Annotated in this window: 25 protein-coding genes; 11 read left to right on the forward strand and 14 right to left on the reverse strand. The window is 58.4% G+C overall.

Translation table 11 applies throughout. The features are described from left to right. Positions 1-214 precede the first annotated feature (214 nt). Positions 215-559 (reverse strand): osmotically-inducible lipoprotein OsmE, encoded by a 345-nt coding sequence (osmE, locus tag ACOTX4_RS10430; protein ID WP_003857836.1) that lies wholly within the window; start codon positions 557-559, stop codon positions 215-217. 231 nt (positions 560-790) lie between these two features. On the opposite strand from osmE, the gene nadE reads away from it, so the two are divergent. Then, positions 791-1,618 (forward strand): ammonia-dependent NAD(+) synthetase, encoded by an 828-nt coding sequence (nadE, locus tag ACOTX4_RS10435; RefSeq protein WP_003857837.1) that lies wholly within the window; start codon positions 791-793, stop codon positions 1,616-1,618. A 103-nt stretch (positions 1,619-1,721) separates the two neighbouring features. Then, complete coding sequence (cho, locus tag ACOTX4_RS10440; protein ID WP_196238871.1) at positions 1,722-2,612, forward strand: excinuclease Cho; 891 nt, start codon at positions 1,722-1,724, stop codon at positions 2,610-2,612. Here cho and ves read toward each other — a convergent pair. The 7 genes from ves to astC form a co-directional block, all read right to left on the reverse strand. Further along, entirely contained in the window at positions 2,590-3,147 is a 558-nt protein-coding gene (ves, locus tag ACOTX4_RS10445) for an environmental stress-induced protein Ves (RefSeq protein WP_022650891.1), read from the reverse strand. The two genes, cho and ves, sit on opposite strands and share 23 nt — an antisense overlap. Before the next feature lie 167 nt (positions 3,148-3,314). Then, positions 3,315-3,809, reverse strand: coding sequence for an ATP-independent periplasmic protein-refolding chaperone Spy (spy, locus tag ACOTX4_RS10450; RefSeq protein WP_063937806.1), 495 nt, complete (start codon positions 3,807-3,809; stop codon positions 3,315-3,317). 337 nt (positions 3,810-4,146) lie between these two features. Further along, positions 4,147-5,112, reverse strand: coding sequence for a succinylglutamate desuccinylase (astE, locus tag ACOTX4_RS10455; protein ID WP_022650890.1), 966 nt, complete (start codon positions 5,110-5,112; stop codon positions 4,147-4,149). A 9-nt stretch (positions 5,113-5,121) separates the two neighbouring features. Beyond that, on the reverse strand, positions 5,122-6,447 hold the full coding sequence (gene astB, locus ACOTX4_RS10460) for an N-succinylarginine dihydrolase (RefSeq protein WP_022650889.1): 1,326 nt from the start codon (positions 6,445-6,447) through the stop codon (positions 5,122-5,124). Further along, positions 6,434-7,921, reverse strand: coding sequence for a succinylglutamate-semialdehyde dehydrogenase (astD, locus tag ACOTX4_RS10465; RefSeq protein WP_023324490.1), 1,488 nt, complete (start codon positions 7,919-7,921; stop codon positions 6,434-6,436). The genes astB and astD overlap by 14 nt, the downstream gene beginning before the upstream one ends. Beyond that, on the reverse strand, positions 7,918-8,952 hold the full coding sequence (gene astA / locus ACOTX4_RS10470; RefSeq protein WP_022650887.1) for an arginine N-succinyltransferase: 1,035 nt from the start codon (positions 8,950-8,952) through the stop codon (positions 7,918-7,920). The genes astD and astA overlap by 4 nt, the downstream gene beginning before the upstream one ends. Further along, positions 8,949-10,169 (reverse strand): succinylornithine/acetylornithine transaminase, encoded by a 1,221-nt coding sequence (gene astC, locus ACOTX4_RS10475; protein ID WP_023324489.1) that lies wholly within the window; start codon positions 10,167-10,169, stop codon positions 8,949-8,951. The genes astA and astC overlap by 4 nt, the downstream gene beginning before the upstream one ends. A 432-nt stretch (positions 10,170-10,601) precedes the next feature. Here astC and xthA point away from each other — a divergent pair, with 432 nt between their 5' ends. The 6 genes from xthA (at position 10,602) to ACOTX4_RS10505 (ending at position 16,777) form a co-directional block, all read left to right on the forward strand. Next, complete coding sequence (xthA, locus tag ACOTX4_RS10480) at positions 10,602-11,408, forward strand: exodeoxyribonuclease III (RefSeq protein ID WP_022650885.1); 807 nt, start codon at positions 10,602-10,604, stop codon at positions 11,406-11,408. A gap of 6 nt (positions 11,409-11,414) precedes the next feature. Next, complete coding sequence (locus ACOTX4_RS10485) at positions 11,415-12,098, forward strand: TVP38/TMEM64 family protein (RefSeq protein ID WP_032645828.1); 684 nt, start codon at positions 11,415-11,417, stop codon at positions 12,096-12,098. 6 nt (positions 12,099-12,104) lie between these two features. Next, a complete protein-coding gene (locus tag ACOTX4_RS10490; protein WP_074167769.1) occupies positions 12,105-13,274 on the forward strand; it encodes an ABC transporter substrate-binding protein in 1,170 nt (389 codons plus the stop codon). Next, entirely contained in the window at positions 13,247-14,776 is a 1,530-nt protein-coding gene (locus ACOTX4_RS10495; RefSeq protein WP_063937808.1) for an ABC transporter permease subunit, read from the forward strand. Before ACOTX4_RS10490 ends, ACOTX4_RS10495 begins: the two co-directional genes overlap by 28 nt. Beyond that, positions 14,776-15,396, forward strand: coding sequence for an ATP-binding cassette domain-containing protein (locus ACOTX4_RS10500; protein WP_022650881.1), 621 nt, complete (start codon positions 14,776-14,778; stop codon positions 15,394-15,396). The genes ACOTX4_RS10495 and ACOTX4_RS10500 overlap by 1 nt, the downstream gene beginning before the upstream one ends. Before the next feature lie 73 nt (positions 15,397-15,469). Next, positions 15,470-16,777, forward strand: coding sequence for a sulfurtransferase (locus tag ACOTX4_RS10505; protein ID WP_045330593.1), 1,308 nt, complete (start codon positions 15,470-15,472; stop codon positions 16,775-16,777). Here ACOTX4_RS10505 and ACOTX4_RS10510 read toward each other — a convergent pair. Together ACOTX4_RS10510 and ACOTX4_RS10515 are read right to left on the reverse strand one after the other, a co-directional pair. After that, a complete protein-coding gene (locus ACOTX4_RS10510; protein ID WP_045330570.1) occupies positions 16,774-17,391 on the reverse strand; it encodes a CDP-alcohol phosphatidyltransferase family protein in 618 nt (205 codons plus the stop codon). The two genes, ACOTX4_RS10505 and ACOTX4_RS10510, sit on opposite strands and share 4 nt — an antisense overlap. Next, complete coding sequence (locus ACOTX4_RS10515) at positions 17,381-17,953, reverse strand: carboxymuconolactone decarboxylase family protein (RefSeq protein ID WP_421635373.1); 573 nt, start codon at positions 17,951-17,953, stop codon at positions 17,381-17,383. Before ACOTX4_RS10515 ends, ACOTX4_RS10510 begins: the two co-directional genes overlap by 11 nt. 75 nt (positions 17,954-18,028) lie before the next feature. On the opposite strand from ACOTX4_RS10515, the gene ACOTX4_RS10520 reads away from it, so the two are divergent. After that, on the forward strand, positions 18,029-18,445 hold the full coding sequence (locus ACOTX4_RS10520; protein ID WP_023315911.1) for a pyrimidine (deoxy)nucleoside triphosphate diphosphatase: 417 nt from the start codon (positions 18,029-18,031) through the stop codon (positions 18,443-18,445). Here ACOTX4_RS10520 and ACOTX4_RS10525 read toward each other — a convergent pair. Beyond that, the gene (locus ACOTX4_RS10525) at positions 18,405-18,677 is read right to left on the reverse strand and encodes a YnjH family protein (RefSeq protein WP_003857857.1); all 273 of its coding nucleotides are present in this window, start codon (positions 18,675-18,677) and stop codon (positions 18,405-18,407) included. The genes ACOTX4_RS10520 and ACOTX4_RS10525 overlap by 41 nt on opposite strands. 225 nt (positions 18,678-18,902) lie before the next feature. Between ACOTX4_RS10525 and gdhA the strand changes: the two genes are divergently transcribed. Beyond that, entirely contained in the window at positions 18,903-20,246 is a 1,344-nt protein-coding gene (gene gdhA, locus ACOTX4_RS10530; protein WP_032609021.1) for an NADP-specific glutamate dehydrogenase, read from the forward strand. 71 nt (positions 20,247-20,317) lie between these two features. Here gdhA and ACOTX4_RS10535 read toward each other — a convergent pair whose 3' ends face one another. The 3 genes from ACOTX4_RS10535 to ACOTX4_RS10545 all read right to left on the reverse strand — a co-directional run bounded on the left by ACOTX4_RS10535 (position 20,318) and on the right by ACOTX4_RS10545 (position 23,941). Beyond that, the gene (locus ACOTX4_RS10535; protein WP_023324481.1) at positions 20,318-22,225 is read right to left on the reverse strand and encodes a DNA topoisomerase III; all 1,908 of its coding nucleotides are present in this window, start codon (positions 22,223-22,225) and stop codon (positions 20,318-20,320) included. Between the two features lie 4 nt (positions 22,226-22,229). Then, complete coding sequence (gene selD / locus ACOTX4_RS10540; RefSeq protein WP_045330569.1) at positions 22,230-23,273, reverse strand: selenide, water dikinase SelD; 1,044 nt, start codon at positions 23,271-23,273, stop codon at positions 22,230-22,232. Between the two features lie 116 nt (positions 23,274-23,389). Beyond that, entirely contained in the window at positions 23,390-23,941 is a 552-nt protein-coding gene (locus ACOTX4_RS10545; protein ID WP_023324479.1) for an NAD(P)H nitroreductase, read from the reverse strand. A gap of 167 nt (positions 23,942-24,108) precedes the next feature. Here ACOTX4_RS10545 and sppA point away from each other — a divergent pair, with 167 nt between their 5' ends. Then, positions 24,109-25,965, forward strand: a complete 1,857-nt coding sequence (gene sppA / locus ACOTX4_RS10550) for a signal peptide peptidase SppA (RefSeq protein WP_045330568.1) — start codon at positions 24,109-24,111, stop codon at positions 25,963-25,965. Positions 25,966-25,988: the final 23 nt, after the last annotated feature.

The following is a 25,988-nucleotide window of genomic DNA, read 5'->3' on the forward strand; positions in this document are numbered from 1 at the left end:
GCAGTGTGCTGAACATTGTTTATCGTTGAAGTGAGTATACGCAATGGTACAGGGAGGGGATAATTCTGGATAGACTGAAATTGTCTCTCATTGACCTGGCTTGTTGACTACCTTCACATTTCAGGCAAATAATTCGCGCCAAGAAATAAGATTCACGTATGCATAAAAAAACCGGCCTTCAGGCCGGTTTGTTAACGCTCTCAGGCAAACAGGCTTACTGTGCCTTAGGTGCCTGTGGGTCGGTGTCGTATTCGGCACAGGTCTGGTAACCAGAATTGATCACGTGACCCGTATCATCCAGGGCGACAAAGTAGGTCTCTGCCTTACCATCACGTTGACCCAGAATATAGGTCTGGCAGGTACCACGCGCGTGGATCATAGTAACTTCTGAAGAAGGTTTACCGGCAATGGCTGCAACCTGGGAACGCGTCATGCCTTTTTTGACGTCTTTTACCACTGGCTGTGTGAACTGATCTTTGGTGCGATCGTAAGCTGTACACCCTGCCAGCATAGTCAGTACCGCCGCTGCGCTTAAAATTCCTGCTACGTTCTTGTTCATATTCCGTCCTCTTGTTTATCAGCGTGTTAACTAAGCATGGGATAAAAATTACTATTGTTCAACTTTGCGAGTTACGCCAGACGAATTTCGGAAAATTCTAATAAAACAACGGTAAGCTGCTAAATCGCTGTAAAACAGTACACTCAAAACTGTGATCCTTGTCGTTTCCCCGACAAAGGGTTAGTTTTAACAGATCACACTTTCTGTTTGGTTCTGCATAGGGAGGGCGTAATGGCTCTGCAACAAGAAATTATTCAGGCGCTGGGCGCGAAACCTGCGATTGATGCCAATGAAGAGATCCGTCGTAGCGTTGATTTTTTGAAAGCTTACCTGTCTGCACACCCTTTCCTGAAGACGCTGGTGCTGGGTATCAGCGGCGGTCAGGATTCCACTCTGGCCGGCAAGCTGAGCCAGATGGCCATCTCCGAGCTGCGTGACGAGACCGGTGACACCGCGCTGCAATTTATTGCCGTACGTCTGCCGTATGGCGTGCAGGCCGACGAGCAGGACTGTCAGGATGCGATCGCGTTTATTCAGCCGGACCGTGTTCTTACCGTAAACATCAAAGGTTCGGTACTGGCAAGCGAGCAGGCCTTGCGTGAAGCCGGTATTGAACTGAGCGATTTTGTTCGCGGCAACGAGAAAGCCCGTGAGCGCATGAAAGCGCAGTACAGTATCGCAGGGATGACCAAAGGGGTTGTCGTCGGCACCGACCACGCCGCGGAAGCCATCACCGGCTTCTTCACCAAATACGGCGATGGCGGCACGGATATCAACCCCCTCTTCCGCCTGAACAAGCGTCAGGGCAAGCAGCTGCTGGCGGCGCTGGGCTGCCCGGAGCACCTGTATAAGAAGGCGCCAACGGCGGACCTGGAGGACGATCGCCCTTCCCTGCCGGATGAAGCCGCGCTGGGCGTCACATATGACAACATCGATGATTATCTGGAAGGCAAAACGCTCGACGAAGGTACCGCCAAAATTATCGAAGGCTGGTATCTGAAAACCGAGCACAAGCGCCGTCCGCCGATTACGGTGTTTGATGATTTCTGGAAAAAGTAAAAGCAAAACGGTAACTCAGTTTTACAGGCCGGGTAAGGCGTAACCGCCACCCGGCTCTTTTTTAACCACCGAACACCTGCTACACTGTATGCCTGAACAGTATATGGAGCAGTATGTGAGCAGGCGTCAATCCGCCCCGCGTCTTGAGTTTGAAGCGGCGGCTATCTACGAATATCCCGAGCATCTTCGCCCCTGGCTTGAGGCTCTGCCTAAACAGCCTGGCGTCTATTTCTTCCACGGCGACAGCGATACCATGCCGCTCTATATCGGCAAAAGCGTGAATATCCGCAGCCGGGTGATGTCGCACCTGCGTACGCCGGATGAAGCATCGATGCTCAGGCAGTCCCGGCGGATCACCTGGATCGAGACGGCAGGCGAACTGGGCGCGCTTCTGCTCGAAGCCCGGCTCATCAAGGAACAGCAGCCGCTGTTTAACAAACGCCTGCGCCGCAACCGCCAGCTGTGTTCCTTGCAGGTTAACGCAGGAAAACCGCAGGTTGTTTATGCCCGGGAAGTGGATTTTTCGCATGAACCCAATCTTTACGGTCTGTTTGCCAACAAACGTGCCGCACTGCAAACCCTGCAATCCCTGGCTGATGAATTACAGCTTTGTTACGGCCTGTTAGGACTGGAAGCCACCACCCGCGGTCGCGCCTGTTTCCGCTCCGCGCTGAAACGCTGCGCCGGGGCGTGTTGTGGAAAAGAGAGCGTTGAAGAACATCATGCCCGGTTTATGGCGGGCCTGGCCTCTATCAGCGTTAACTGCTGGCCGTGGGAAGGCGCGGTGGCGCTGAAAGAAACCCGCGATGCGATGACGCATTATCACATCATCCGCAACTGGCTCTGGCTTGGCGCCGTTGAAAGCCTGGATGACGCTACCGCCCTGCTGCGCACCCCTGCCGGGTTCGATCAGGATGGTTACAAAATTCTCTGTAAGCCATTATTAACCGGAAAATATGAGATCATCGTCCTCAGTGACCCGGCAGCCAGGTAATTTCACTGAACAGCAGCGACCCCTTCGTTTCCAGTAAACGTAGGGTATGACTGCCCGCTTCCCAGCTGGCACCCTGATCGGCGGTCAGTAATTTGTCGCCCAGTTGCCAGGCGCCACTTAAGACAAAGACCACCCCACCGCGTGACGCGAAGGTAGTGAACGTTCGGGTAGCAACGCGCACCTTTGCCTGGCAGCAATCCCGTCGGGTCATGATGTTGAAGTCCATCGACATCTGCCCCTCTGTGAGCACGGCTTTCACCGCCAGATCGCCCGCAAATCGGTAAGGCTGGTGATGCTTCAGAGTATGACAAAACGCCCTGCCTGCATCCAGGGTCACCTCGCCGCCTTCCAGCAGCGTAATCACCCGGTCAACGCCCGGGAACGCGGAGAATTCGCCGTTACTGGCGATGGAGGCAATACTGGCCCGCCAGAAAAAATCCCGCGTCGCGGGAGGAAAACAGCAAATCTCACGCGTCTCACCCGCACCATTACGCCAGAGACTGACCGGCATTTTACGGATATCAAAGAATTCCATGACCACTCCTGAAGGACGCACCGTGCGCCAGGGCATTTTCACAGACGTATTATCGGCAGCAGTCAGGCCAGACCTTAGGCATGGGATAAAAGAAAAACCGCCGGTCCTGTCCACAGCGTTTTCGCTTTTGTAGACAGGAGCCCGGCGGTCTTAAGAGAGTGAACCGATTATTCGGTTGGTGCAGGCATTTTACCTTCCGGCGCTGCACGTTCTGTCAGACGCTTCTCAAAATTGGCATTAAATTGCTTTTTCTGTTCCGGCGTCAGAATGTTGTAAATCTTGTTCTGGGTTTCCATGTGGGCCAGCATGCGTGCTTTATGCTGCTCGGCCATTTTGTCGATCTGCGCTTCCGCTTTTGCTTTATCGAAGCTGTCGCTGGCAATGATGTCATGCATTGCGCGGCGCTCTTCCAGCGGAGGACGTTTCATCTGGTCACGCTGGCTTTTCATGATGTCGCGGATCTGCTGCTTCTGCGCATCGGTGAGGTTCAGATCTTTAAACATCATCATCTCATGGTGCATACCCGGCTTGCCTTTATGATGCATCATCATTTTGCCTTCCGTCGGCGCGGCGGTAGTGGTCGCGGTATCGGCGGCGAACGCCATGCTGGTAGCGCCCAGAGCCATGGTAGAGGCAACAAACAGTGCAGTTAATTTACGCATAATGTCTTTCCTTACTTTCAGTTATTCTTCGGCGCTATGCCGTGTTGACGAGATTAACTTTACGGCGTTTATCGTCAATTAGTCAGAGCAACGGTAAAACAATGAAAGTGTAAAAAACAACTTTTCGCCAATTGTGGAGAAATTAAGGAAAAAGCGTGGAGAGATGAAACAAAAATATTCAACAGGATGATTTTAAAGAGATTATGGAGAAGTATAGCGAAGTGCCGTTTAATAATAAAGCAATTCTCCAGGAATATTCCGCAAACAATACCAGAGCGCTTTTAACGCTAAGAAATTTATTCTTCATTTCCCCTCCGGTCTGCGCGAGGGGAGACGTTCAGGGCATTTTTTCCAGCATCAGACCTGCTCGCAAACCAAACGCGACCGACGGATTAGGAAATAAAACATATTCCGTGGATTTCTGTACCGCATAGCGCGTCTCACCATCTTCCGCCAGCAGGACGCCCTGGCGAAACGGCGTAAAGTTCAGCGTATGGGGTGCCATATGAAGCTGGAAAGCCTCGCTTTGACGCGTGATCTGCTGCACGACCCGATAGCGCACGACGGGTTCCCGGGTGGGTTCCGGCGCAACCCCGGCTAGCAACGCCCGGAGCGCCTGATGCGTAGGGGTAAAACGCGTCAGGTCGTTTTGCCCGAACGGCAGCGCTTTTCCCAGCTCCAGGGTGCAGGATAACGCGCCAACATTCTCGCAGGTGAAGTGGGTAAACGTGCCGCCTGGTGTCTGGTGGAAGACCAGTGCCTCCAGCCCCGCATCGCCAAGCCAGGTCAGAAACGCCTCATCCCACGGCTGATGACGCTGCGGTAACACGCCAAAACGCACATGGTACGAGGCGCGAATGGCCGTATGCAGATCAAGGTGCCAGCGCGTTTCCCCCGCCCCGGCAAAAAACGCCGTGACCACCTTCTCCAGCCATTGCGCGCGAGTCGTCTCATCACTCTGTGGAAACTGCGCCCAGCGACCACCAAACATGCGGTTGATGTCGCTCACGAGATACCGTTTATTTTGCGCCAGCGCAGGCGGATTTCCCAGTACCACCAGCAGACGGCAGTGCAGCGTGATCTCTGCGCGATACAGCGCGCGCAGCAATAGTTCGACAATCTCCACGGGCGCGGTTTCGTTTCCGTGAATGCCGGTAGAAAGCAGCAGCGACAGGTTATATTTCCCCGTCGGCGTGAGTTCAAGCACGCCCGGCCCCAGCCATCGCCAGTGGAACGAAGGGCCTGCCCCCTCTTGCCGCTCCGGTGTCTCTTCGGCCAGCGTCAGCGCCAGTAAGTTTTCCATATCGTCTCCTTAGCGCTGGAACGGATAAACCGATCCCAGTTGCAGGATGGTTGATAATGCATCCAGCGCTTCGCGGCCTTCGCGCAGCAGCTGCGGATCAACCAGATCGGCCTGAACCAGACGGTCACGATAATAGCGGTCCACCCAGTCATTGAGAGTATTGAACAGCGTGTCGTTCATCATCACCGCCGGATTCACGGCCTGCAATTCCTCCGGCGTTAACACCACGCGTAGTCGCAGGCACGCCGGTCCCCCGCCGTTGGCCATACTTTCCCGAAGATCAAACACGCGCAGTTCATCAATCGGGTTATCCGCCTGCACCAGTTCGCTGAGATAGCGCCAGACGCCCTGATGGTTGTGGGACTCCTGCGGCAGCACCAGCATCATGCTGCCGTCATCCCGGCTCAGCAGCTGGCTGTTGAACAGATACGTTTCGACCGCGTCCTGCACGCTTACCGCCTGCGTGGGCACCTGAATCGGCATAAATCCCGGCACGCGTTCGCGCAGCGTGGCCAGCAACTTTTCCTGATGGGCAAACGCCTGCTCGTGGCAGAACAGTACCTGACGGTTGGAAACGGCAATGACGTCGTTATGAAACACGCCCTGGTCGATCACCTGCGGATTTTGCTGGGCAAAAATCACCTGAGAAGGATTAACCTGGTTCAGCCGCGCAACCGCCTGGCTTGCGGCTAAGGTTTGTCTCGCCGGATAACGAACCGGCGCGGCGTGGCCGCCCTCTTCCCGTCCATAGATAAACAGCTGCAAACCCGGCTCGCCATAGTCGCCGCCCAGACGGTTGTGGTTTGCCGCCCCTTCATCGCCAAACATCGCGACCTGCGGCAGCGCCGAATGTACCTCGAAATGCGCATCATGATTAAAAATGGCGCGCAGCACGCGCCCGGTGGTCTCCGCTTCGCTGGCGCGGTGGAATTTGTTGTTCAGGTTAGCAACGGTCAGATGCACTTTGCCGTCCAGCGTATCCGCCGACGGCGCAACGGTGGCGGCATTCGCCACCCACATCGAGGAGGCTGAACTGGCTGCGGAAAGCAGGTGTGGCGTCTGCGTGCCTGCTTTTTCCACCACCTGTTCATCCGTACCGCTGAACCCCAGCTGGCGCAGCACGGCCACGTTTGGGCGCTCCTGCGGTGGGATCACCGCCTGCGGGAAACCGGCATCGGACAGCGCCTTCATTTTCAATAGCCCCTGCTTCGCCGCCAGCTTCGGGTTCGAGACCTGGAAACGGTGCTTCGTCGAGGCTTCATTACCGAACGACAGCCCGGCATAGTGGTGCGTCAGCCCCACGAGGCCGTCAAAGTTAACCTCACGCGCTTTCATGGGCGTCACCCTCTGTAAAATCCAGCCCCGGATTCAACGTCTCCGGCAGCGTCAGCGCCGGGGTTTCGAGGCTTGCCATCGGCCACGCGCAGTAATCGGCGGCATACCAGGCGCTGGCGCGATGGTTGCCCGACGCCCCTACGCCACCAAACGGCGCAGTGCTCGCCGCACCGGTCAGCGGTTTGTTCCAGTTCACGATCCCGGCGCGCGCTTCCAGCAGCAGCTGGTCGAATTTCTCGCGATGCGGCGATATCAGGCCGCTCGACAGGCCGTAGCGGGTATTGTTGGCCATCTCGATCGCCGACTCAAAATCGTCATAGCGCCAGACGCACAGCAGCGGGCCAAAGACCTCTTCATCCGGCACGTTGCTTGTCGCACTCATGTCAATAATCCCCGGCGTCAGCAGCGACGTGCCGGGCTGAACCAGCTTCGGCTCCAGCAGGGTTTTCGCCCCGCGCGCCACGTGCTCCTGCCACGCTTTCAGTACGTTCAGCGCCGCCTGCCCGGAGATCAGCCCGCCGATAAACGGCTGCGGGTCGGCATCCCATTTCGCGGGAACCAGACGCGCGCTCACCTCCACCAGACGCTTCAGGAACGCATCCCCCTGCGCGCCGCGCTTAACCAGCAGGCGGCGGGCGCATGTGCAGCGCTGTCCGGCGGTAATGAACGCCGACTGAATGGTCAAGTGGACCGCGGCATCGATATCCTCCGGATCTTCCACAATCAGTGGGTTGTTGCCGCCCATCTCCAGCGCCAGAATTTTTTCCGGTTGCCCCGCCAGCTGACGATGCAGCTGATAGCCCGTTCCGGCACTGCCGGTAAACAGCAGACCGTCAATGTCACTCAGCGCACTCAGCGCCTGACCGGTTTCACGCCCGCCCTGCACCAGATTCAGCACCCCCGGCGGCAGCCCCGCCTGCTCCCAGAGTTTTACCACTGCTTCTCCGGTTAAGGGGGTTAACTCACTCGGCTTGAAGATGACGGTATTCCCCGCCAGCAGCGCAGGCACAATGTGCCCGTTCGGCAGATGCCCGGGGAAGTTATACGGGCCAAACACCGCCAGTACCCCGTGCGGACGGTGGCGCAGCGTGGCCGCGCCGTCTGGCATCTCGGTATGCTGCTCGCCGGTGCGGGTATGGTACGCCTTCACCGATATCGCAATTTTGTTGATCATCGCCGTGACTTCGGTTGTTGCCTCCCAGCGCGGCTTACTGGTTTCGCAGGCAATGATGCGGGTCAGCTCGGCTTTATTGGCCTCCAGCAGCGCAGCAAATTTCTCAACCAGCGCCTGGCGCTCGGAGAATGGCCGTTTCGCCCACGCCGGAAACGCGCGGCGTGCAGCCTGACAGGCCTGCTCAACCTGCCCGGCGCTTGCGTCGTTCCCAGACCAGAGCACCTCCTGGCCGACCGGGTTAGTTTTTGTCCGCGCGTCACCTTCGCCCGTAACCCAGTCACCGTTAATCCATAGAGTCATGCTGTTTTCTCCTCAGGGCAGAGCCGCACCAGGCGAACCGTGTCGCCAGCGTTACATTTCAGGGCATCCAGTTGCGCAGCCGTCAGTACCAGACGCTCGCATGATGGGTTGGTTCGCACCAGCATGGCGCGGAAGTTGGTGTAATTCTCGTTCGAGACCAGGCAGGCTGGCCACTCGCCCGGCGCGGGCTGGCCTTCTGAAACCTCAACCAGGCGGCTTTTACGGATGGCGCGAACGCGGTCAATGTCGCATTCCAGCGTCGGGCCGCCGTCGAAGATGTCGACGTAGTTACGGTAGCGAAATCCCTCTTTCTCCAGCACCGCGCGGGCCGGGGCGGTTTGCGGGTGAACTTCGCCGATCACCGCCTGCGCTTCTGGCGTTAGGAAATGGGTATAAATAGGATGCTTCGGCATCAACTCGGCGATAAACGCCTTCTGACCGGTGCCGCACAGGTAATCCGCCCGGCTAAATTCCATGGAGAAGAAGCGTTCGCCCAGACTCTCCCAGAACGGCGAGTAGCCCGTCTCATCAATCACGCCCCGCATCTCCGCGACCACTTTTTCGTTGAAGCGGTCGCGAAAGGCGGCCATAAACATAAAGCGCGATTTGGAGAGCAGATAACCGTTGCCCTCTTTGCGCCAGTCCGGATCGAGAAACAGGGTGCAGAGTTCGCTGGCGCCGGTATGGTCATTACAGAGAAAGAGCGTCGGCAGCGCGTTGTAAACGTTCAGCTCTTTCGAGGCGTGGACCATCGTGCCGACGCGGTAGTTGTACCACGGATCATTAAGCCCGACGGCCACCTCGATAGCGCAAATCCCGGCCACGGTCCCCGTGTCGGTGTCTTCCAGCACGAACACATAGCCCTGTTCGCTTTTTGGCAACGTCCCCTGCCAGGTTTGCAGGGCGCGCTCAATGCGCGCCGACAGCGTTTTTTCATCGGCAGGCAGCGAGGTCAGCCCGCCCCCTGTCTTACCGGCAAGCTGCATAAGCCCGGCGAGATCGCCGTGCGCAACGGGACGGATGACCATCATGATGACACCCCGGACTTCACCTGTTCGCAGGCCAGCGCAAAACGATCTAAGCCAGTTCTGACCTCTTCCTCGCTGACGATCAGCGCAGGGGCAAAGCGCACCACGTTAGCACCGGCAATCAGCACCATTACGCCCTGCTTTGCCGCTTCCTGTGAAATCAGCTTCGCTTTGCCGGCAAACTCAGGGGCAAGCTCACAGCCTATTAACAGCCCCAGACCGCGGATCTCTTTGAACAGGCCAGTTTTGCTGTTAATGGCCGTGAGTCGCTCAACAAACCACTGGTGACGCTGCTTCACGCCGTTCAGCACCTCAGGGGTGTTGATGATATCCAGCACCTGTCCGGCGACAGCGGTTGCCAGCGGGTTGCCGCCGTATGTGGTGCCATGAGTGCCCACGGTCATCACGCTGGCGAATTTATCGGTGGTCAGCATCGCCCCCACCGGGAAACCGCCGCCGAGCGCTTTGGCTGTTGAGAGCACATCCGGGGTCACGCCATAGTGCATGTAGGCATACAGCTCACCCGTGCGGCCCACGCCGGTCTGGACTTCGTCAAAAATCAGGACCGCGTTATGCCGATCGCACAGCTCGCGCAGCCCTTGCAGGAACGCTTTCTGGGCGGGCATGACGCCGCCTTCCCCCTGCATGGGCTCGACAATCACCGCACAGGTGGTGTCGTCAATCAGCTCGCTGGCAGAGTGTAAATCGTTATACGCCGCATGACGGATATCCGGCGGCAGCGGCGCAAAATCCTGAGAATATGAGGGCTGACCGCCCGCACTGACGGTAAACAGCGTGCGGCCATGGAAAGCATTTTTAAAGGCTACGATGCCGCTCTTATGCGCGCCGAATTTATCGTGCGCATATTTGCGCGCCAGCTTCAGCGCCGCTTCGTTCGCTTCCGCGCCGGAGTTACAGAAAAAGACTTTTTCTGCGAAGGTGGCGTCGATCAGCTTCTTCGCCAGACGCAATGCCGGTTCGTTGGTATAACCGTTGCCGGTATGCCAGAATTTCGCCGCCTGGTCATTCAGCGCCTGCCGCAACGCCGGGTTTGCATGCCCCAGCGCATTCACCGCAATCCCACCTGCAAAGTCGATATACTCTTTGCCCTGCTGATCCCACAGGCGAGAGCCTTCCCCACGTACCGGAATAAAAGCCGCCGGAGCGTATACCGGCATCATCCATTCATCGAAATTTTCACGCGTAACTGACAGAGACATAGCGACCTCATCCGGTAAATAAAAGGTTGTTTAAATGTTAAATAATTGAGTGTTTGCACTGTGAATGTAGATTGCAGCGTTCGTGCCAGCCAGCGATAAAATGCATAAATGGGTTTGGGTAACAGAATATCAATGAGTTACAATATGGAGATATTCACTTATAATGCATAAATAGTGAATATTTTTACGACAAGCGGCGCTTTGCCGCATGAAAACAAGAAAGAGTATGCAGAGGCCAAATATAATTCTGGAATTGTGATCGCTCGCGAAATTTATCGGTCGTTTACGCCCTGTTCGAGGGCAAAACGCGCCGAAATGGTGCAAATATTGCACCGTTGGCATTATCTGTCGCAGTAATTGGGCGAAGCGGATAACAGACGACGTAAATTCTGCTACCATCCTTGCACTATTCACCTTGCATTGGCAGCGACTATGAAATTTGTCTCTTTTAATATCAACGGCCTGCGTGCCCGCCCTCACCAGCTTGAAGCGATTGTTGAGCAACATCAGCCAGATGTGATCGGCTTGCAGGAGACAAAAGTTCACGACGATATGTTCCCGCTCGAAGAGGTAGCGAAGCTGGGCTATAACGTTTTTTACCACGGTCAGAAAGGCCACTACGGCGTTGCGCTGCTGACCAAAGATACGCCGGTGTCGGTGCGCCGTGGCTTCCCGGGTGACGGTGAAGAGGCGCAGCGCCGCATCATCATGGCGGAAATTCCTTCCGCACTCGGCAATGTGACCGTCATCAACGGCTATTTCCCGCAGGGTGAAAGCCGCGATCATGAAACCAAATTCCCGGCCAAAGCGAAGTTTTATCAGGATCTGCAAAACTACCTGACAACCGAACTCAAAAAAGAAAACCCGGTGCTTATCATGGGCGACATGAATATCAGCCCGACGGATCTGGATATCGGTATTGGCGAAGAGAACCGTAAGCGCTGGCTGCGCACCGGCAAATGCTCTTTCCTGCCGGAGGAGCGCGAGTGGATGGAGCGCCTGCTGGGTTGGGGGCTGGTGGATACTTTCCGCACGGCTAACCCGGAAACGCAGGACCGTTTCTCGTGGTTTGACTACCGCTCTAAAGGCTTCGATGACAACCGGGGCCTGCGTATTGATCTGCTGCTGGCGAGCGCCCCCCTGGCCGAACGCTGCATCGAAACCGGTATCGACTATGACATCCGCAGCATGGAAAAGCCGTCCGACCATGCGCCGGTATGGGCAACGTTCAAGCTGTAAACTTCAGTGAATATTAAAAAAATCAGTCTCCTGTGCGCCCTTCTGGGCGCATTTGTTTTAATTGTTGTTTTGCTTCCACCGGGCATGCTCTCCCTCGACACGCTAAAAATACACCAGCAAACGTTGCTCGCTCGTGTGGAGCAAGCGCCCCTTCAGAGCGCGCTGTTCTATTTTGCGGTTTACGTTCTGCTCTCCGCGCTATCGATCCCCGGAGCCGCGCTTCTGACGCTGCTCGGCGGGGCGCTTTTCAGCCTGTGGGAGGCGACGCTGTTGGTGTCATTTGCCTCGACGCTCGGCGCCACGCTTGCCATGCTCGTCAGCCGTTATCTGCTTCGAGACTGGGTGCAGCGGCGCTTTGCCGCACAGATGAATACGATCGATGCGGGGATGGATCGCGACGGCGCACGCTACCTTTTTGCCCTGCGCCTGATGCCGTTGTTCCCGTTCTTTCTGGTCAATTTGCTGATGGGGCTAACCCGTCTCAGGGTGCGTCACTACTGGTGGGTCAGCCAGCTTGCGATGCTACCTGCCACCGTCATTTATCTGAACGCCGGACGCGAGCTGGGAAAACTTACCTCGCTGCGCGATATTCTGTCGCCGGGACTGCTGTTCGCCTTTACACTGTTAGGGTTATTACCGCTGGTCACTCGCTGGCTGTTTTCCCGTTACATCCCTTCGATTAAAAAGTGAGGCATTATGCGCCGGGTGCGTTTTTGCGCGTTTCTGACGAGTCTGCTGCTGGCAACCTCTGCCTTCGCCGCAGAGAGCTGGCAATCCATTCAGCAACAGGCCACCGGGCAGACCGTCTGGTTTAACGCCTGGGGCGGTGATGAGGCCGTTAACCGCTACCTCGACTGGGTGAGCGGCGAGATGAAAACGCACTACGCCATCAACCTGAAGATCGTTCATCTGGCCTATGCCGCCGACGCGGTGAAGCGGATCCAGACGGAACATGCCGCAGGACGTAGCAGTAACGGGTCGGTGGATCTGCTCTGGGTAAACGGGGAAAACTTCCGCAACCTGAAAGCGGCAAACCTGCTGCTCACCGGCTGGGCGCAAACCCTGCCCAACTGGCGCTACGTCGATACCCGTAAACCGGTAACGGAAGATTTTGCCATCCCGACCGATGGGGCAGAATCCCCGTGGGGCGGCGCGCAATTAACCTTTATCGCCCGTAAAGCGAGTACGCCGACACCACCGGCAGATCCCCACGCGCTGCTGGTATACGCCCGACAGCACCCTGGCAAGGTGAGCTATCCGCGACCGCCGGATTTTACCGGCACGGCGTTTCTTGAGCAGCTACTGCTGGCGCTGACCGCCCATCCGGAGGCGTTAAAAAACGCGCCAGACAGTACCTTTGCGCAGGTCACCGCGCCGCTGTGGGATTACCTTGATACGCTGCACCCCCTGCTGTGGCGCGAAGGAAACGATTTTCCTCCGTCGCCTGCGCGCATGGATACGCTGCTGGCCAGCGGCAGTCTGAACCTGTCGCTCACCTTTAACCCCGCCCATGCGATGCAAAAGGTGGCGAGCGGTGAACTGCCTGCCGACAGCTACAGTTTCGGCTTTCTCAAAGGCATGATCGGCAACGTCCATTTTGTCGCCATCCCGGCAAACGCCAGCGCGAGCGCAGGTGCGAAAGTGGTGGCGAATTTCCTGCTGTCACCACAGGCGCAGATCCGCAAAGCTAATCCTGCCGTCTGGGGTGACCCGAGCGTGCTGGATGGCGAAAAACTGCCTGCGAAAGCGGCAAAACAGCTTCGCGCCTTTACCCCATCAAGCACGCCTGATGTGCTTCCCGAACCGCACGCCGCCTGGGTTAACGCCCTGGAGCAGGAATGGCTTCGCCGCTACGGAACCCGCTAAGCGGGCTGGTCTGGGCGGCAATGGCGGTCATCTATCTGCCCCTGCTTCCCGCCAGCGGCATGCTGCTGGCCCCGGCGTTTTCTCCCGGCAACTGGGCGACGCTGTTTGCCGACCCGCAGCTGCCGCAGGCGCTGGCCGCCACGCTGGTGTCAGCGCTTATCGCGACGCTGGGCTCACTGTTTATCGCCCTGACCCTGCTTGCGCTTCTCTGGCCGGGTGAAGGCTGGCAGCGCCTGAGCACCCGTTTGCCGTGGCTGTTAGCCGTGCCGCACGTCGCCTTCGCCACCAGCGCGCTGCTGCTGTTTGCGGAAGGGGGGCAGTTTTACCGGATCTGTACAGTCTGTTCGCCGCAGCTTGACCGCTACGGTATCGGGCTTGGCCTGACGCTTGCGGTCAAAGAGAGCGCGTTCGTTCTGTGGGCAATCTACGCCGCGCTGCCTGAAAAGCGCCTCGCACAGCAGAAAATTGTCCTGCATACCTTCGGCTACGGACGAATGCAGGCGCTCTACTGGCTCGTCCTCCCGGCAATCGCCCCCGCGCTGGGCGCCGTGATGCTGGCGGTGCTCGCCTGGTCCCTTTCCGTGGTGGATGTGGCGATCGTGCTCGGGCCGGGCAACCCGCCTACGCTGGCGGTGCTGGCCTGGCAGTGGCTCACCCAGGGCGATGCGCAGCAGCAAACCAAGGGAACGCTGCTGTGTCTGGTGTTGCTCCTGCTGCTGGCGGCGCTTGCCGCGGTGGGATACGGCTTCTGGACGGCATGGCGGCGCGCCCAGCCTGCCCCCTCCGGGGTACGTCGCGCTTCGCATAGCGCGCTGCCCGCACGGACGCTGGGCGGGTTACTGCCGCTGTGCGGCGTGCTCTGTGCGCTGGTTCTGCTGATGCTGGCACGCCGGGACGACATCGGCCCCGTCAGCGACAGCCTTTCACTGGGACTGCTGTCCAGCCTGACAGCGCTGGCCATCCTCATGATCTGGCTTGAGTGGGGACCCCAGCGCGGCGCGGTGTGGATCTGGCTGCCGCTTGCCCTCCCGGCGCTGCCCCTCGTGTCCGGGCAGTATGCCGTGGCGCTGTGGCTGGGCATCGACGGCCAGTACGCTGCGGTGCTCTGGAGCCATATGCTCTGGGTCCTCCCGTGGATGCTCCTGGTGCTGCAACCGGCCTGGCGCCGGCTCGATCCCCGGCTTATCCTCACCGCCAGAACGCTGGGCTGGCGGCGGGCGAAAATTTTCTGGCTAGTGAAATGCCCATTGATGGTTCGTCCGGCCCTGCTGGCCTTTGCCACCGGCTTTTCCGTGAGCATGGCCCAGTACATGCCTACCCTCTGGCTGGGGGCGGGACGTTTCACCACCCTGACGACGGAGGCGGTCGCCCTCAGCAGCGGCGGCAGCATTCCGATCCTCGCCAGCCGGGCGCTGGGTCTGTTGTTGTTGACCAGCAGCGTATTTGCCCTTGCCGCGCTGCTCTCCCGGCTCGTGGGCCGTCACAGACAAGGATTACGTTAATGCTGACCGTGAAAAATCTCACCATTGCGCCGCTCTTACATGAGGTCAACTTCCGCGTCCCGGCAGGGGAGATCGTCACGCTGATGGGGCCCTCCGGGAGTGGGAAATCGACCCTTTTCGCCTGGATGGTGGGGGCGTTATCCGCTGATTTTAAGGCGCACGGCGAGCTGTGGCTGAACGATCGTCGCTGCGATATGCTCCCCGTGGAAACGCGCGGGATCGGCATTCTGTTTCAGGATGCCCTGCTGTTTGACGCCTTCAGCGTGGGGCAAAACCTGATGCTGGCGCTGCCGGCGCACATCGTCGGGCGCGCCCGCCGCAACGCGGTCGAGCAGGCCCTGGAGACTGCCGGGCTGGCAAACCACTACACCAGCGATCCGGCGACCCTTTCCGGCGGCGAGCGCGCCAGGGTCAGCCTGTTGCGCGCCCTTCTCGCCCAGCCGCAAGCATTGCTGCTCGACGAGCCGTTCAGTCGACTGGATAAAACGCTGCGCGCCTCATTCCGGGCGTGGGTATTCGAGGTCACTCGCCAGCGCAGGATCCCGGTGGTGCTGGTCACGCATGATGAGGACGATATTCCGCCCGGCGGCGAGGTGATTGAGATTTCTCGCTGGCAATAATGTGCTAACGCAATGTTTTTGGCTTCAGGAGAGACGACAATGCCCCCCTCTTTTAATGACGTCAGGTTTTTCGATGAAACGTGTTTCTCAACTGACCGCGCTGGCCCTGATCTGCGGCCTCGCCTCACTCTCCTCCACGGCGGCTGATATGCCCCACTCCCTCACGCTGGCTCAGCTTCAGACGCAAAACGGCGCGGTAATTGATACGCGCATCAGTGCGTTCTATAACGGCTGGCCGCAGACCCTGAGCGGAACGTCCGGGCACGAGCCCGCCGCACTTAATCTCTCTGCCAGCTGGCTTGGGGCAATGAGCGATGAACAGCTCAGCGGCTGGGCAAAACAGCATCGGCTTACGCCAGACATGCCGGTTGCGCTCTATGGCAACGATAATGACAACCAGACCGTCAAAACACGGCTGGAGAAAGCGGGCTTTACCCACGTCTCCACCCTGAGCGATGCCCTGCAACAATCCGACCGTCTGCAACGTCTGGCGCATTTCGAACAGCTGGTTTATCCGCAGTGGATCCACCAGTTGCAGCAGGGCAAACCCGTTATCGCCGCACCAGCCGGAGAGTGGAAGGTGATCGAGGCTGGCTGGGGTGCGCCGAAGCTTTATCTCCTGAGCCACATTCCCGACGCGGGCTATATCGACACCAATGAAGTGGAAAGCGAACCGCTGTGGAATAAGGTCTCTGACGAAAAGCTGAAAGCGATGCTGGCGAAGCACGGGATCCGTCACGATACCACCGTCATTCTGTACGGTCGCGACGTGTATGCCGCCGCGCGCGTGGCGCAGATCATGCTCTACGCGGGCGTGAAGGATGTACGGATTCTGGATGGCGGCTGGAAGGCGTGGTCCGACGCCAGCCTGCCCGTTGAGCGCGGAACGCCTGCAAACGTGAAGCCAGCCCCTGATTTTGGCGCGCCGATCCCGGGCCAGCCGCAGCTGATGGTGGATATGGAGCAGGCCCGGGGAATGCTGCACCGTCAGGACGCGTCGCTGGTGAGCATTCGTTCCTGGCCAGAGTTTATCGGTGAAACCAGCGGCTACAGCTATATCAAGCCAAAAGGTGAAATTGCCGGTGCGCGTTGGGGCCATGCGGGCAGCGACGCGACCCACATGGAAGATTTCCACAATCCGGATGGCACCATGCGCAGCGCCGATGATATTGCCACCATGTGGAAAACGTGGAATATCCTGCCGGAGCAGCACGTTGCGTTTTACTGTGGTACCGGCTGGCGCGCGTCTGAAGCCTTTATGTACGCCCGCGCCATGGGCTGGCAGAACGTTGCCGTCTACGACGGCGGCTGGTACGAATGGAGCAGCCATCCGCAGAACCCGGTCTCCACCGGCGAGCGCGGACCGGAGAGCGCTCGCTAGCGGGTAAGTGACTTCAGCGTGATATAACCGCTCCAGATGCGCGTTGTGGTGGTCAGCCAGCACAACGCGCCAAACGCCCAGGCAAAGAGCGCGAAATGCGCCGGAAACAGGCAGCACAGCGCAAACAGCGCGATGGTCTCCGTTCCTTCCGTTAATCCTCCAATGTAAAAAAGCGACTTGTGCGCGTAGCCGGGGTTGTCGATATCATGCTTCCCCGCCAGCGCGGCAAAGGCCAGGAAGCTGCTGCCCGTCCCCATAAACGCGAACAGCAGCCAGGCGGCGGCAATCGCATTGTCAGCCGGAGCGGCCAGCGCAAAGCCAAACGGCACCAGGGCGTAAAACAGGAAGTCGAGGGCGATATCAAGAAATCCTCCCGCGTCCGTCAGGCCCCGGCGACGCGCCAGCGCGCCGTCCAGACCATCCAGCAGCCGGTTCAGCACAATGGCGATCAGCGCCGCCGGATACCAGCCCAGCGCCAGAAAAGGTAACGCCAGCACGCCAATCGCAAACCCGGCGAGCGTTAAGCCATCAGGCGTGATAAACGGTTTATCCAGCGCGGCGGCCAGCTGATTTAACCCGGGTTTCAGCCGGGGGTGCAGATGTTTATCCAGCATGTGGTTTACCTTTAAACGTGGCGCACAGCCCCTGAGTCGGGATATCCAGCGCGGCGTTAAAGCGGGCGGAAAGATTCTGAAAGGCAATCAGAGCCGTCATTTCGGTGATGGTCTCTTCCGTAAAGTGGCGCTTCAGCAGGCTTTTGATATTTTCATCCACCTCAGGCGGCGTGGCGGTGACCGCTTCCGCATAGGCCAGCGCCGCGCGCTCCTCTTCGCTGAACAGGGTGGAATTTTGCCAGTCGCTGACGGCCTGCACTTTATCCAGCGCCCCGCTCCGCTCGGCCAGACGCAGGCTGTTGGCATCAATACACAATGCGCAGTGGCAGATCTGCGAGACCCGCGTCATTAGTAGCGATCGCAGAACCGGGGTCAAACGCGCCTTGCGCCGCTCCAGATAGCCGACAAACAGCGCCACCAGCCAGAAAAGACGCGGCATACGCCCCCACCAGCGAGTGGGGTTCAGCACCGCGCCGAAGTGTTTTTTCTGCATGGCGGCGATGGGGCTAAGGCTGACGGGAAGGGTTTCCATGGGCGCAACCCAGGCGGATATCTCTTTCACCTGATTCTCCTGATGACTGGACTCTTTGGAAGGGCACGATAATATGTCGTTTTTCGCTATTAATTATTGACGAACATGCTGAAAACACTCGATGTGGTTGCGGCCATCCTCGAAAATGAGGGCAAGATTTTGCTGGCGCAGCGTCCCGAACATGCCGATCAGCCAGGAATGTGGGAATTTGCGGGCGGGAAGGTTGAAGCCGGTGAGACCCAGCCGGAAGCGCTGATCCGCGAACTGCGCGAAGAGCTCGGCATTGAAGCTGTGCCCGCGCGGTATGTGGCAAGCCACCAGCGGGAGGTGTCGCAGCGGCTGATTCACCTCCACGCCTGGCATGTGCCTGAATTTAGCGGTGAGCTGAAGGCGCATTATCACTCGGCGCTGGTATGGTGTACGCCAGAAGACGCGTTCACGTATGATTTAGCCCCGGCGGATATACCGCTGCTGGAAGCGTTTATTCTTTTACGCGACGCCAGACCAGCGGGTTTGTACTGAGGGTGCGTTCATCACGCTGGCACTGCAACAGCACGCCATCCGCCCTGACCACTGCGCCTTCGGAATAGTTTTGATCCTGATAGATACAGCACTGATTACACGGCTGCGCACGCTGGCCGCCAGCGCTAAAGACCTCTGGCGGCACGTTAACCTCGACATCCGGGCGAATGCGATCAGCCTGTGCCCCGGCGGACACCATCAAACATAACGCGGCCATTGCGTAACGGTTCATAGACTTTGTTTCCTTTGCATCGTTTATATCTATAACGGTCGATCCGGACGGGATCTTTAATGTATCTCGTCATCGCTTTTAGTTATGACGCGCGCCCTGTCATTAATTTCCCTTGCAGCATAAATTTCTGCTTGCCTCTCAAAGCGGTGCGGGTGGTATAGTCAAAAAAACGACACAAAACATCTCCGCCACACGCATAAATTATTATAAGAGGTTCTTATATCTATGGATCAGACACGCTCTCTGGAAAGCTTTCTTGCCCATGTTCAGCAGCGCGACCCGCACCAAAGCGAGTTTGCCCAGGCCGTTCGTGAAGTCATGACCACCCTGTGGCCCTTCCTTGAGGAAAATCCGCGCTACCGCCAGATGGCGCTGCTTGAACGTCTGGTAGAGCCAGAGCGCGTCATCCAGTTCCGCGTGGCGTGGGTGGACGATCGCAATCAGGTGCAGGTCAACCGCGCATGGCGCGTGCAGTTTAACTCCGCCATTGGGCCGTTTAAGGGCGGGATGCGCTTCCATCCTTCGGTGAACCTGTCGATTCTGAAGTTCCTCGGCTTCGAGCAGACCTTTAAAAATGCGCTCACTACCCTGCCGATGGGCGGCGGTAAAGGCGGGAGTGATTTCGATCCGAAAGGCAAGAGCGAAGGCGAAGTGATGCGCTTCTGCCAGGCGCTGGTCACTGAACTCTATCGCCACCTTGGGCCGGACACCGACGTTCCCGCCGGAGATATCGGCGTGGGGGGTCGTGAAGTGGGCTTTATGGCCGGGATGATGAAAAAGCTCTCCAACAACAGCGCCTGCGTCTTTACCGGCAAAGGTCTGTCGTTTGGCGGCAGCCTGATTCGCCCGGAAGCGACGGGTTACGGTCTGGTCTATTTCACTGAAGCGATGCTTAAGCGTCACGGGCTGAGCTTCGAGGGGATGCGCGTGGCGGTCTCCGGCTCCGGCAACGTGGCGCAGTACGCTATCGAGAAAGCGATGGCGTTTGGCGCGCGCGTGGTGACCGCCTCCGACTCCAGCGGCACCGTAGTGGATGAAGCTGGCTTTACGGCAGAAAAACTGGCGCGTCTGTGCGAAATCAAAGCCAGCCGTGACGGTCGGGTAGCGGATTATGCCCGTGAGTTTGGCCTGACCTATCTGGAAGGTAAACAGCCGTGGGGCGTGCCGGTGGATATCGCCCTGCCGTGCGCGACGCAAAACGAACTGGACGTGGATGCCGCCCGGACGCTGATTAGCAATGGCGTGAAAGCGATAGCGGAAGGGGCAAATATGCCCACCACCATTGAAGCGACCGATCTGTTCCTGGACGCGGGCGTGCTGTTTGCGCCGGGCAAGGCCGCTAACGCGGGCGGCGTGGCCACCTCCGGCCTCGAGATGGCGCAAAACGCCGCGCGTCTCGGCTGGAAGGCGGAGAAAGTGGATGCGCGCCTGCACCACATCATGCTGGATATTCACCATGCCTGCGTGGAGTACGGCGGGGAGGCATCGCAAACCAACTACGTGCGCGGGGCGAATATCGCCGGGTTCGTGAAGGTGGCGGATGCGATGATTGGGCAGGGTGTGATTTAAGGTTTATATCGTGCGGCCGGGTGCCCTCACCCCGGCCCTCTCCCATAGGGAGAGGGTGAAAACCGGGCGTATCAGGCCGCGCTTTTCTTCTTTTTAAACGGTTTCTTCGCACCCGCGCCTGGTGCAACCATCCCTCTGAAGCGCTTCACCGGCGTGCTGCGCGCCTGATCGATCAGCTGGTAAAGCGTCCCCACCAGCGGCTGCATAAAGTCCTGATAGCGGCACTGCTTCTCGCTGATCTGCGTCAGCACCGATTCCCAGTGCGCGGTCATGTCCGGCCTGGCGGCCAGCTCCGGCAGGGAATGAATCAGCGCGCGCCCCGGCTCGGTCGAATGGATATAGCGCCCCTTTTTCTCAAGAAAACCGCGCTTAAAGAGCAGCTCGATGATCCCCGCGCGGGTTGCTTCCGTACCCAGACCGTCGGTGGCGCGCAGGATCTTCTTCAGATCTTTATCCTGCACAAAACGGGCGATCCCGGTCATGGCCGAAAGCAGCGTCGCATCGGTGAAGTGGCGCGGCGGCTGGGTCTGTCGTTCAACCACCTCCCCCTTCTCGCACAGCAGTTCGTCGCCTTTGGCCACGACCGGCAGCGGCGTACCGTCGTTCTCTTCGTCACGCTCTTTGTTGCCGAGCAGCGTGCGCCAGCCCGCTTCCGCGAGGAAACGCGCTTTGGCGATAAATTTGCCTTTGGCAATTTCCAGCTCAATAACGCACTTGCGGAAAACCGCGTCCGGGCAGAACTGCATCAGATACTGACGTGCGATCAGGTTATAGACTTTTGCTTCGTTGTCGGTCAGGTTGACGTTGCTGGTGCGCGCCGTCGGGATTATCGCGTGGTGGGCATCGACTTTTTTATCGTCCCAGCAGCGGTTATGGGTATCCGGGTTTACCGCCGGTTGCGGCAACAGATCCGGCGCATGGACACCAATGGCGTTCATCACCGAGTGGCGTCCGGCGAAGTGTTCCTCCGGCAGATAGCGGCTGTCCGAACGCGGATAGGTGATCAGCTTGTGGGTTTCATAGAGCTTTTGGCAGATATCGAGCACGTTCTGCGCGCTCAGGCCAAACTTTTTCGCGGCCTCGATCTGCAACGCCGAAAGGGAGAACGGCAGTGGTGCGGGCTCTGATTCCCGTTTGTCGTTATAGCTGGTGACTATCGCGGGCTGGCCGGTAATGCGGTTAACCACGTGCTCCGCCAGCGGACGATGCAGCAGCCGTCCCTCTTCGTCCTGATATGACTCACAGGCATCGCTCGGCTGCCAGACGGCGGTAAAGCGTTCGTCTTTCGGCGTGACGATATGCGCTTTGACTTCGAAGAAGTCTTTGGCGACGAAATTTTCGATCTCTTCGTCGCGACGCACCACCAGCCCCAGCACCGGGGTTTGAACACGCCCAACAGAGAGTACGCCCTGATAGCCCGCATTGCGTCCCAGGATGGTGTAGGCGCGGGTCATGTTGATCCCGTACAGCCAGTCCGCGCGGGCACGTGCCAGCGCGGAGACACACAGGGGAATAAATTCGCTGTTGGCGCGCAGGCGCGAAATCGCGCGCTCCACCGCCTGCGGGTTGAGGTCGTTGATAAGGCAGCGCTGCACCTGCTGACGCTTTTCCGGCGCCAGCTCCAGGTAGTCCAGCACTTCATCGACCAGCAGTTGCCCTTCCCTGTCCGGGTCACCCGCGTGGACCACTTCCGTCGCCTCATGCAGGAAGCGCTTAATGACGTTGAGCTGTTTGGTGACGGAAGGACGCGGTTGCAGACGCCACTTTTCCGGCACAATTGGCAGATCGTTGAGATTCCAGCGGGCGTAGCGGCTGTCGTAGACATCCGGCTGCGCCTGTTCAAGCAGGTGCCCGATACACCAGGTGACCACCTGTCCGTTACCGCATTCGATAAAGCCATCACCTTTGCGATGCGGCTTGGGCAGCACGTCGGCGATGGCTCGCGCCAGACTCGGCTTTTCGGCAATAAACAACCGCATCGAATTAACGGATCTCAATCATCGGGCGGCCACCGCGGGCGGTCACCAGCTCGCCAATGGCCGTCAGGGTGATGCCAAACTCGGCAGCCGTCGCCTGAACGTCAGCTTCAGCTTCCGGCGTCACCGCCAGCAGCAGACCGCCGGAGGTTTGCGGATCGCACAGCAGGTTACGCCATGCTTCCGGCATTTCGCCCATTAAATGGCCGTAGCTGGCGAAGTTGCGCTGCGTCCCGCCCGGCACCGCGCCCTGAGCAATGTACTCTTCCACGCCCGGCAGTTTCGGCACATCCTGATACCAGATCTGCGCCTGCACGCCCGCGCCCTGACACACTTCAGAGAGGTGCCCCAGCAGACCAAATCCGGTCACGTCGGTCATGGCCTTCACGCCGTCGATATTGGCGAATGCCGCACCGGCGAGGTTCATCTGGCACATCACTTCCGTTGCCAGACCAATATGCTCGGGCTTCAGCAGGGACTTTTTCTCTGCGGTCGTCAGTACGCCAACGCCCAGCGGCTTGGTGAGGAACAGTTTGCAGCCCGGTTGCGCCGTGCTGTTGCGCTTCACGCGTTCGGTGGGCACCACGCCGGTGACGGCCAGGCCGAAGATCGGCTCCGGCGCATCGATAGAGTGACCACCGGCCAGGGCAATACCCGCCTGCTGGCAGGCAAAGCGTCCGCCTTCAATCACGTCGCGGGCAATCTCCGGCGGGAGGGTGTTAATCGGCCAGCCCAGAATGGCGATCGCCATGATCGGTTTACCGCCCATCGCAAAGATATCGCTGATGGCGTTGGTGGCCGCAATGCGTCCGAAGTCGAATGGGTTGTCGACAATCGGCATAAAGAAGTCAGTAGTGCTGATAATGCTGGTGCCGTTACCTAAGTCATAAACCGCTGCATCGTCACGCGTTTCGTTACCGACAAGCAGGTTCGGGTCGACAAACTTCGCCTGCTCACTGTGCAGGATGGTCTCCAGCACTTTCGGGGAAATTTTACAACCGCAACCGGCTCCGTGGCTGTATTGCGTTAAACGAATGGTTTGCTCGCTCATGGACGTCTCCTGTCATCTCAATCGCGCTATGGTAGCGCTCATTCCATAAAGAGGTAAGTATGACTGTCTGAATTCTGCGGCGGATGCTCAGAATCCAGACAGTTTAGCGCGGGTAATTAAAAACGGCTGACGAAAGGCGTGGTGTCCGGCACGCTGATGGTGCTGGAGGCTTTAAGCTGCGGGGTGCCGAGATAGAGGAAGCCGACAATTTTATCGTGCTCGCCACAGGCAAAGCCATCACGCACGACCGAACTTTCGGTCAGCGGTCCGGTGCGCCAGATGCCATTGAAGCCCTGCGCGACGGCGGCCATTTGCATTGCCATTACCGCGCAACCGGCAGACATCTCCTGCTCCCAGACCGGCACTTTATGATCGGCCTGGCATTTTGCGACTACCGCGATGATCATCGGCGCACGGAATGGCGCGTTGCGGGCTTTATCAATCCCCTTCTCATCCTGGCCTGCGGCAACAGCCCCCTGCTCCAGCAGCTGGCTGAAGCGGCCGCGCCCTTCGCCTTCAATAATAAAGAAGTGCCACGGCTGCAATGTGCCATGGTCCGGCGCACGCATTCCGGCACGCAGAATGTTTTCCAGCTGCTCGCCGACGGGTGCCGGTTCGGCCAGGCGGGAAGCGCTACGACGGTTAACAAGCAGTTCAAGTGCGTCCATTGGTTAACTCCTTTCATGAAATTTACTCACAAAATTAACACGACAGCAGAATTTGTTACAGCGTGGCAGGCGATTCCTGCTGACAAGTGGCGGTTGGGTCATTACGATAACCGCACATTACCGTCCCGTGGCGACGGAAACAGTCCTTTTCTGGTTAGGGAGAATACATGCGAACCCTTTGGCGAATCTTTGCCGGTTTCTTTAAATGGACGTGGCGACTGCTCAACTTCGTCCGCAACCTGGTGATGAACATCTTTTTCATCTTTCTGGTCCTGGTATGCGCTGGTATCTGGATGCATATCAGCAACGCAAACCAGTCGCAGCATTCGACGCGCGGCGCACTGTTACTCGATATCACCGGGGTGATTGTTGATAAGCCATCGACCAGCAACCGTCTGGGCGTGATTGGCCGCCAGCTGTTCGGCGCAACGTCAGACCGTCTCCAGGAAAACTCCTTGTTTGATATTGTCGACACCATCCGTCAGGCCAAAGACGATCGTAACATTACCGGTATCGTGTTGGACCTGAAAGATTTTGCCGGCGCCGATCAGCCGTCAATGCACTACATCGGTAAAGCGCTGCGCGAATTTCGCGACAGCGGTAAACCGGTTATTGCCATTGGCGACAGCTACACCCAGGGGCAATATTATCTGGCGAGCTTTGCCAATAAGATCTGGCTTTCGCCACAGGGCACGGTCGATCTGCATGGCTTCGCCACTAACGGTCTGTACTACAAATCGCTACTCGACAAGCTGAAGGTCACTACCCACGTCTTCCGCGTCGGGACCTATAAATCCGCCGTGGAGCCGTTTATCCGCGATGATATGTCCCCTGCCGCTCGTGAAGCGGACAGCCGCTGGATTGGCGAGCTGTGGCAGAACTACCTCGGCACCATTGCCGCTAACCGTCAGATTACCGCTGAGCAGGTCTTTCCGGGCGCGCGCGGCGTGCTGGACGGCCTGCGCAAGGTAGACGGCGATACAGCGAAATACGCGCTTGATAACAAACTGGTCGATCAGCTGGGTTCCAGCGCTGAAATTGAAAAAGCGCTGACCAAACAGTTCGGCTGGAGTAAAGAGGACAAAAACTACAGCGCCATCAGCATGTATGACTACGCTGCGAAAAAACCGGACGACAGCGGTGACAGCATCGCCGTGGTGTTTGCTAACGGGGCCATTATGGACGGGGAAGAAACGCCGGGGAACGTCGGCGGAGACACCACCGCGTCGCAGATCCGCGATGCGCGCCTGGATCCGAAAGTGAAGGCAATTGTCCTGAGGGTGAACAGCCCTGGCGGCAGCGTCAGCGCCTCTGAAGTGATCCGTGCTGAACTGGCCGCCGCGCGCGCCGCAGGCAAGCCGGTAGTGGTCTCGATGGGCGGCATGGCGGCTTCCGGGGGGTACTGGATCTCGACGCCAGCCAACTACATTGTGGCTAACCCAAGCACGCTGACCGGCTCGATTGGCATCTTCGGTGTGATCAACACCGTTGAGAACAGCCTGGATTATCTCGGCGTCCACACCGACGGCGTTTCCACCTCGCCGCTGGCAGACGTGTCCGTTACCAAATCCCTGCCGCCTGAGGTGTCTGAGATGATGCAGCTCAGCATTGAGAGTGGCTATAAACGTTTCATCACGCTGGTTGCGGACTCCCGTAAAAAGACGCCCGATCAGATTGACCAGATCGCTCAGGGCCACGTCTGGACCGGCCAGGACGCGAAGAGCAACGGCCTGGTAGACAGCCTGGGTGACTTCGACGACGCCGTGAAGAAAGCGGCAGAGCTGGCGAAGCTCAAGCAGTGGCACGTGGACTATTATCAGGACGAACCGACGTTCTTCGATATGGTCATGGACAGCATGTCCGGCTCCGTCCGTGCCATGCTGCCGGACGCGCTTCAGGCTTATCTGCCGGCGCCGGTGGCGACCGCGGCGAAAGCCATGAAAGCGGAGAGCGACAAGCTCGCAGCCTTTAATGATCCGCAGAGCCGTTACGCGTTTTGCCTGACCTGCGCGAACGTGCGTTAAAAACCGTCCCCTCTTCCCGTGAA

The sequence above is a fragment of the Enterobacter cloacae complex sp. IR5459 genome (assembly GCF_049238005.1).
In the GTDB taxonomy this organism is placed as follows: domain Bacteria; phylum Pseudomonadota; class Gammaproteobacteria; order Enterobacterales; family Enterobacteriaceae; genus Enterobacter; species Enterobacter hormaechei_C.

What these genes read in the sequence shown, in the direction of transcription:
- osmE (WP_003857836.1), bottom strand. Translation starts at nt 559, where the DNA reads ATGAACAAGAACGTAGCAGGAATTTTAAGCGCAGCGGCGGTACTGACT.
- nadE (WP_003857837.1), top strand. Translation starts at nt 791, where the DNA reads ATGGCTCTGCAACAAGAAATTATTCAGGCGCTGGGCGCGAAACCTGCG.
- cho (WP_196238871.1), top strand. Translation starts at nt 1,722, where the DNA reads ATGGAGCAGTATGTGAGCAGGCGTCAATCCGCCCCGCGTCTTGAGTTT.
- ves (WP_022650891.1), bottom strand. Translation starts at nt 3,147, where the DNA reads ATGGAATTCTTTGATATCCGTAAAATGCCGGTCAGTCTCTGGCGTAAT.
- spy (WP_063937806.1), bottom strand. Translation starts at nt 3,809, where the DNA reads ATGCGTAAATTAACTGCACTGTTTGTTGCCTCTACCATGGCTCTGGGC.
- astE (WP_022650890.1), bottom strand. Translation starts at nt 5,112, where the DNA reads ATGGAAAACTTACTGGCGCTGACGCTGGCCGAAGAGACACCGGAGCGG.
- astB (WP_022650889.1), bottom strand. Translation starts at nt 6,447, where the DNA reads ATGAAAGCGCGTGAGGTTAACTTTGACGGCCTCGTGGGGCTGACGCAC.
- astD (WP_023324490.1), bottom strand. Translation starts at nt 7,921, where the DNA reads ATGACTCTATGGATTAACGGTGACTGGGTTACGGGCGAAGGTGACGCG.
- astA (WP_022650887.1), bottom strand. Translation starts at nt 8,952, where the DNA reads ATGATGGTCATCCGTCCCGTTGCGCACGGCGATCTCGCCGGGCTTATG.
- astC (WP_023324489.1), bottom strand. Translation starts at nt 10,169, where the DNA reads ATGTCTCTGTCAGTTACGCGTGAAAATTTCGATGAATGGATGATGCCG.
- xthA (WP_022650885.1), top strand. Translation starts at nt 10,602, where the DNA reads ATGAAATTTGTCTCTTTTAATATCAACGGCCTGCGTGCCCGCCCTCAC.
- ACOTX4_RS10490 (WP_074167769.1), top strand. Translation starts at nt 12,105, where the DNA reads ATGCGCCGGGTGCGTTTTTGCGCGTTTCTGACGAGTCTGCTGCTGGCA.
- ACOTX4_RS10495 (WP_063937808.1), top strand. Translation starts at nt 13,247, where the DNA reads ATGGCTTCGCCGCTACGGAACCCGCTAAGCGGGCTGGTCTGGGCGGCA.
- ACOTX4_RS10500 (WP_022650881.1), top strand. Translation starts at nt 14,776, where the DNA reads ATGCTGACCGTGAAAAATCTCACCATTGCGCCGCTCTTACATGAGGTC.
- ACOTX4_RS10505 (WP_045330593.1), top strand. Translation starts at nt 15,470, where the DNA reads ATGAAACGTGTTTCTCAACTGACCGCGCTGGCCCTGATCTGCGGCCTC.
- ACOTX4_RS10510 (WP_045330570.1), bottom strand. Translation starts at nt 17,391, where the DNA reads ATGCTGGATAAACATCTGCACCCCCGGCTGAAACCCGGGTTAAATCAG.
- ACOTX4_RS10520 (WP_023315911.1), top strand. Translation starts at nt 18,029, where the DNA reads ATGCTGAAAACACTCGATGTGGTTGCGGCCATCCTCGAAAATGAGGGC.
- ACOTX4_RS10525 (WP_003857857.1), bottom strand. Translation starts at nt 18,677, where the DNA reads ATGAACCGTTACGCAATGGCCGCGTTATGTTTGATGGTGTCCGCCGGG.
- gdhA (WP_032609021.1), top strand. Translation starts at nt 18,903, where the DNA reads ATGGATCAGACACGCTCTCTGGAAAGCTTTCTTGCCCATGTTCAGCAG.
- ACOTX4_RS10535 (WP_023324481.1), bottom strand. Translation starts at nt 22,225, where the DNA reads ATGCGGTTGTTTATTGCCGAAAAGCCGAGTCTGGCGCGAGCCATCGCC.
- selD (WP_045330569.1), bottom strand. Translation starts at nt 23,273, where the DNA reads ATGAGCGAGCAAACCATTCGTTTAACGCAATACAGCCACGGAGCCGGT.
- ACOTX4_RS10545 (WP_023324479.1), bottom strand. Translation starts at nt 23,941, where the DNA reads ATGGACGCACTTGAACTGCTTGTTAACCGTCGTAGCGCTTCCCGCCTG.
- sppA (WP_045330568.1), top strand. Translation starts at nt 24,109, where the DNA reads ATGCGAACCCTTTGGCGAATCTTTGCCGGTTTCTTTAAATGGACGTGG.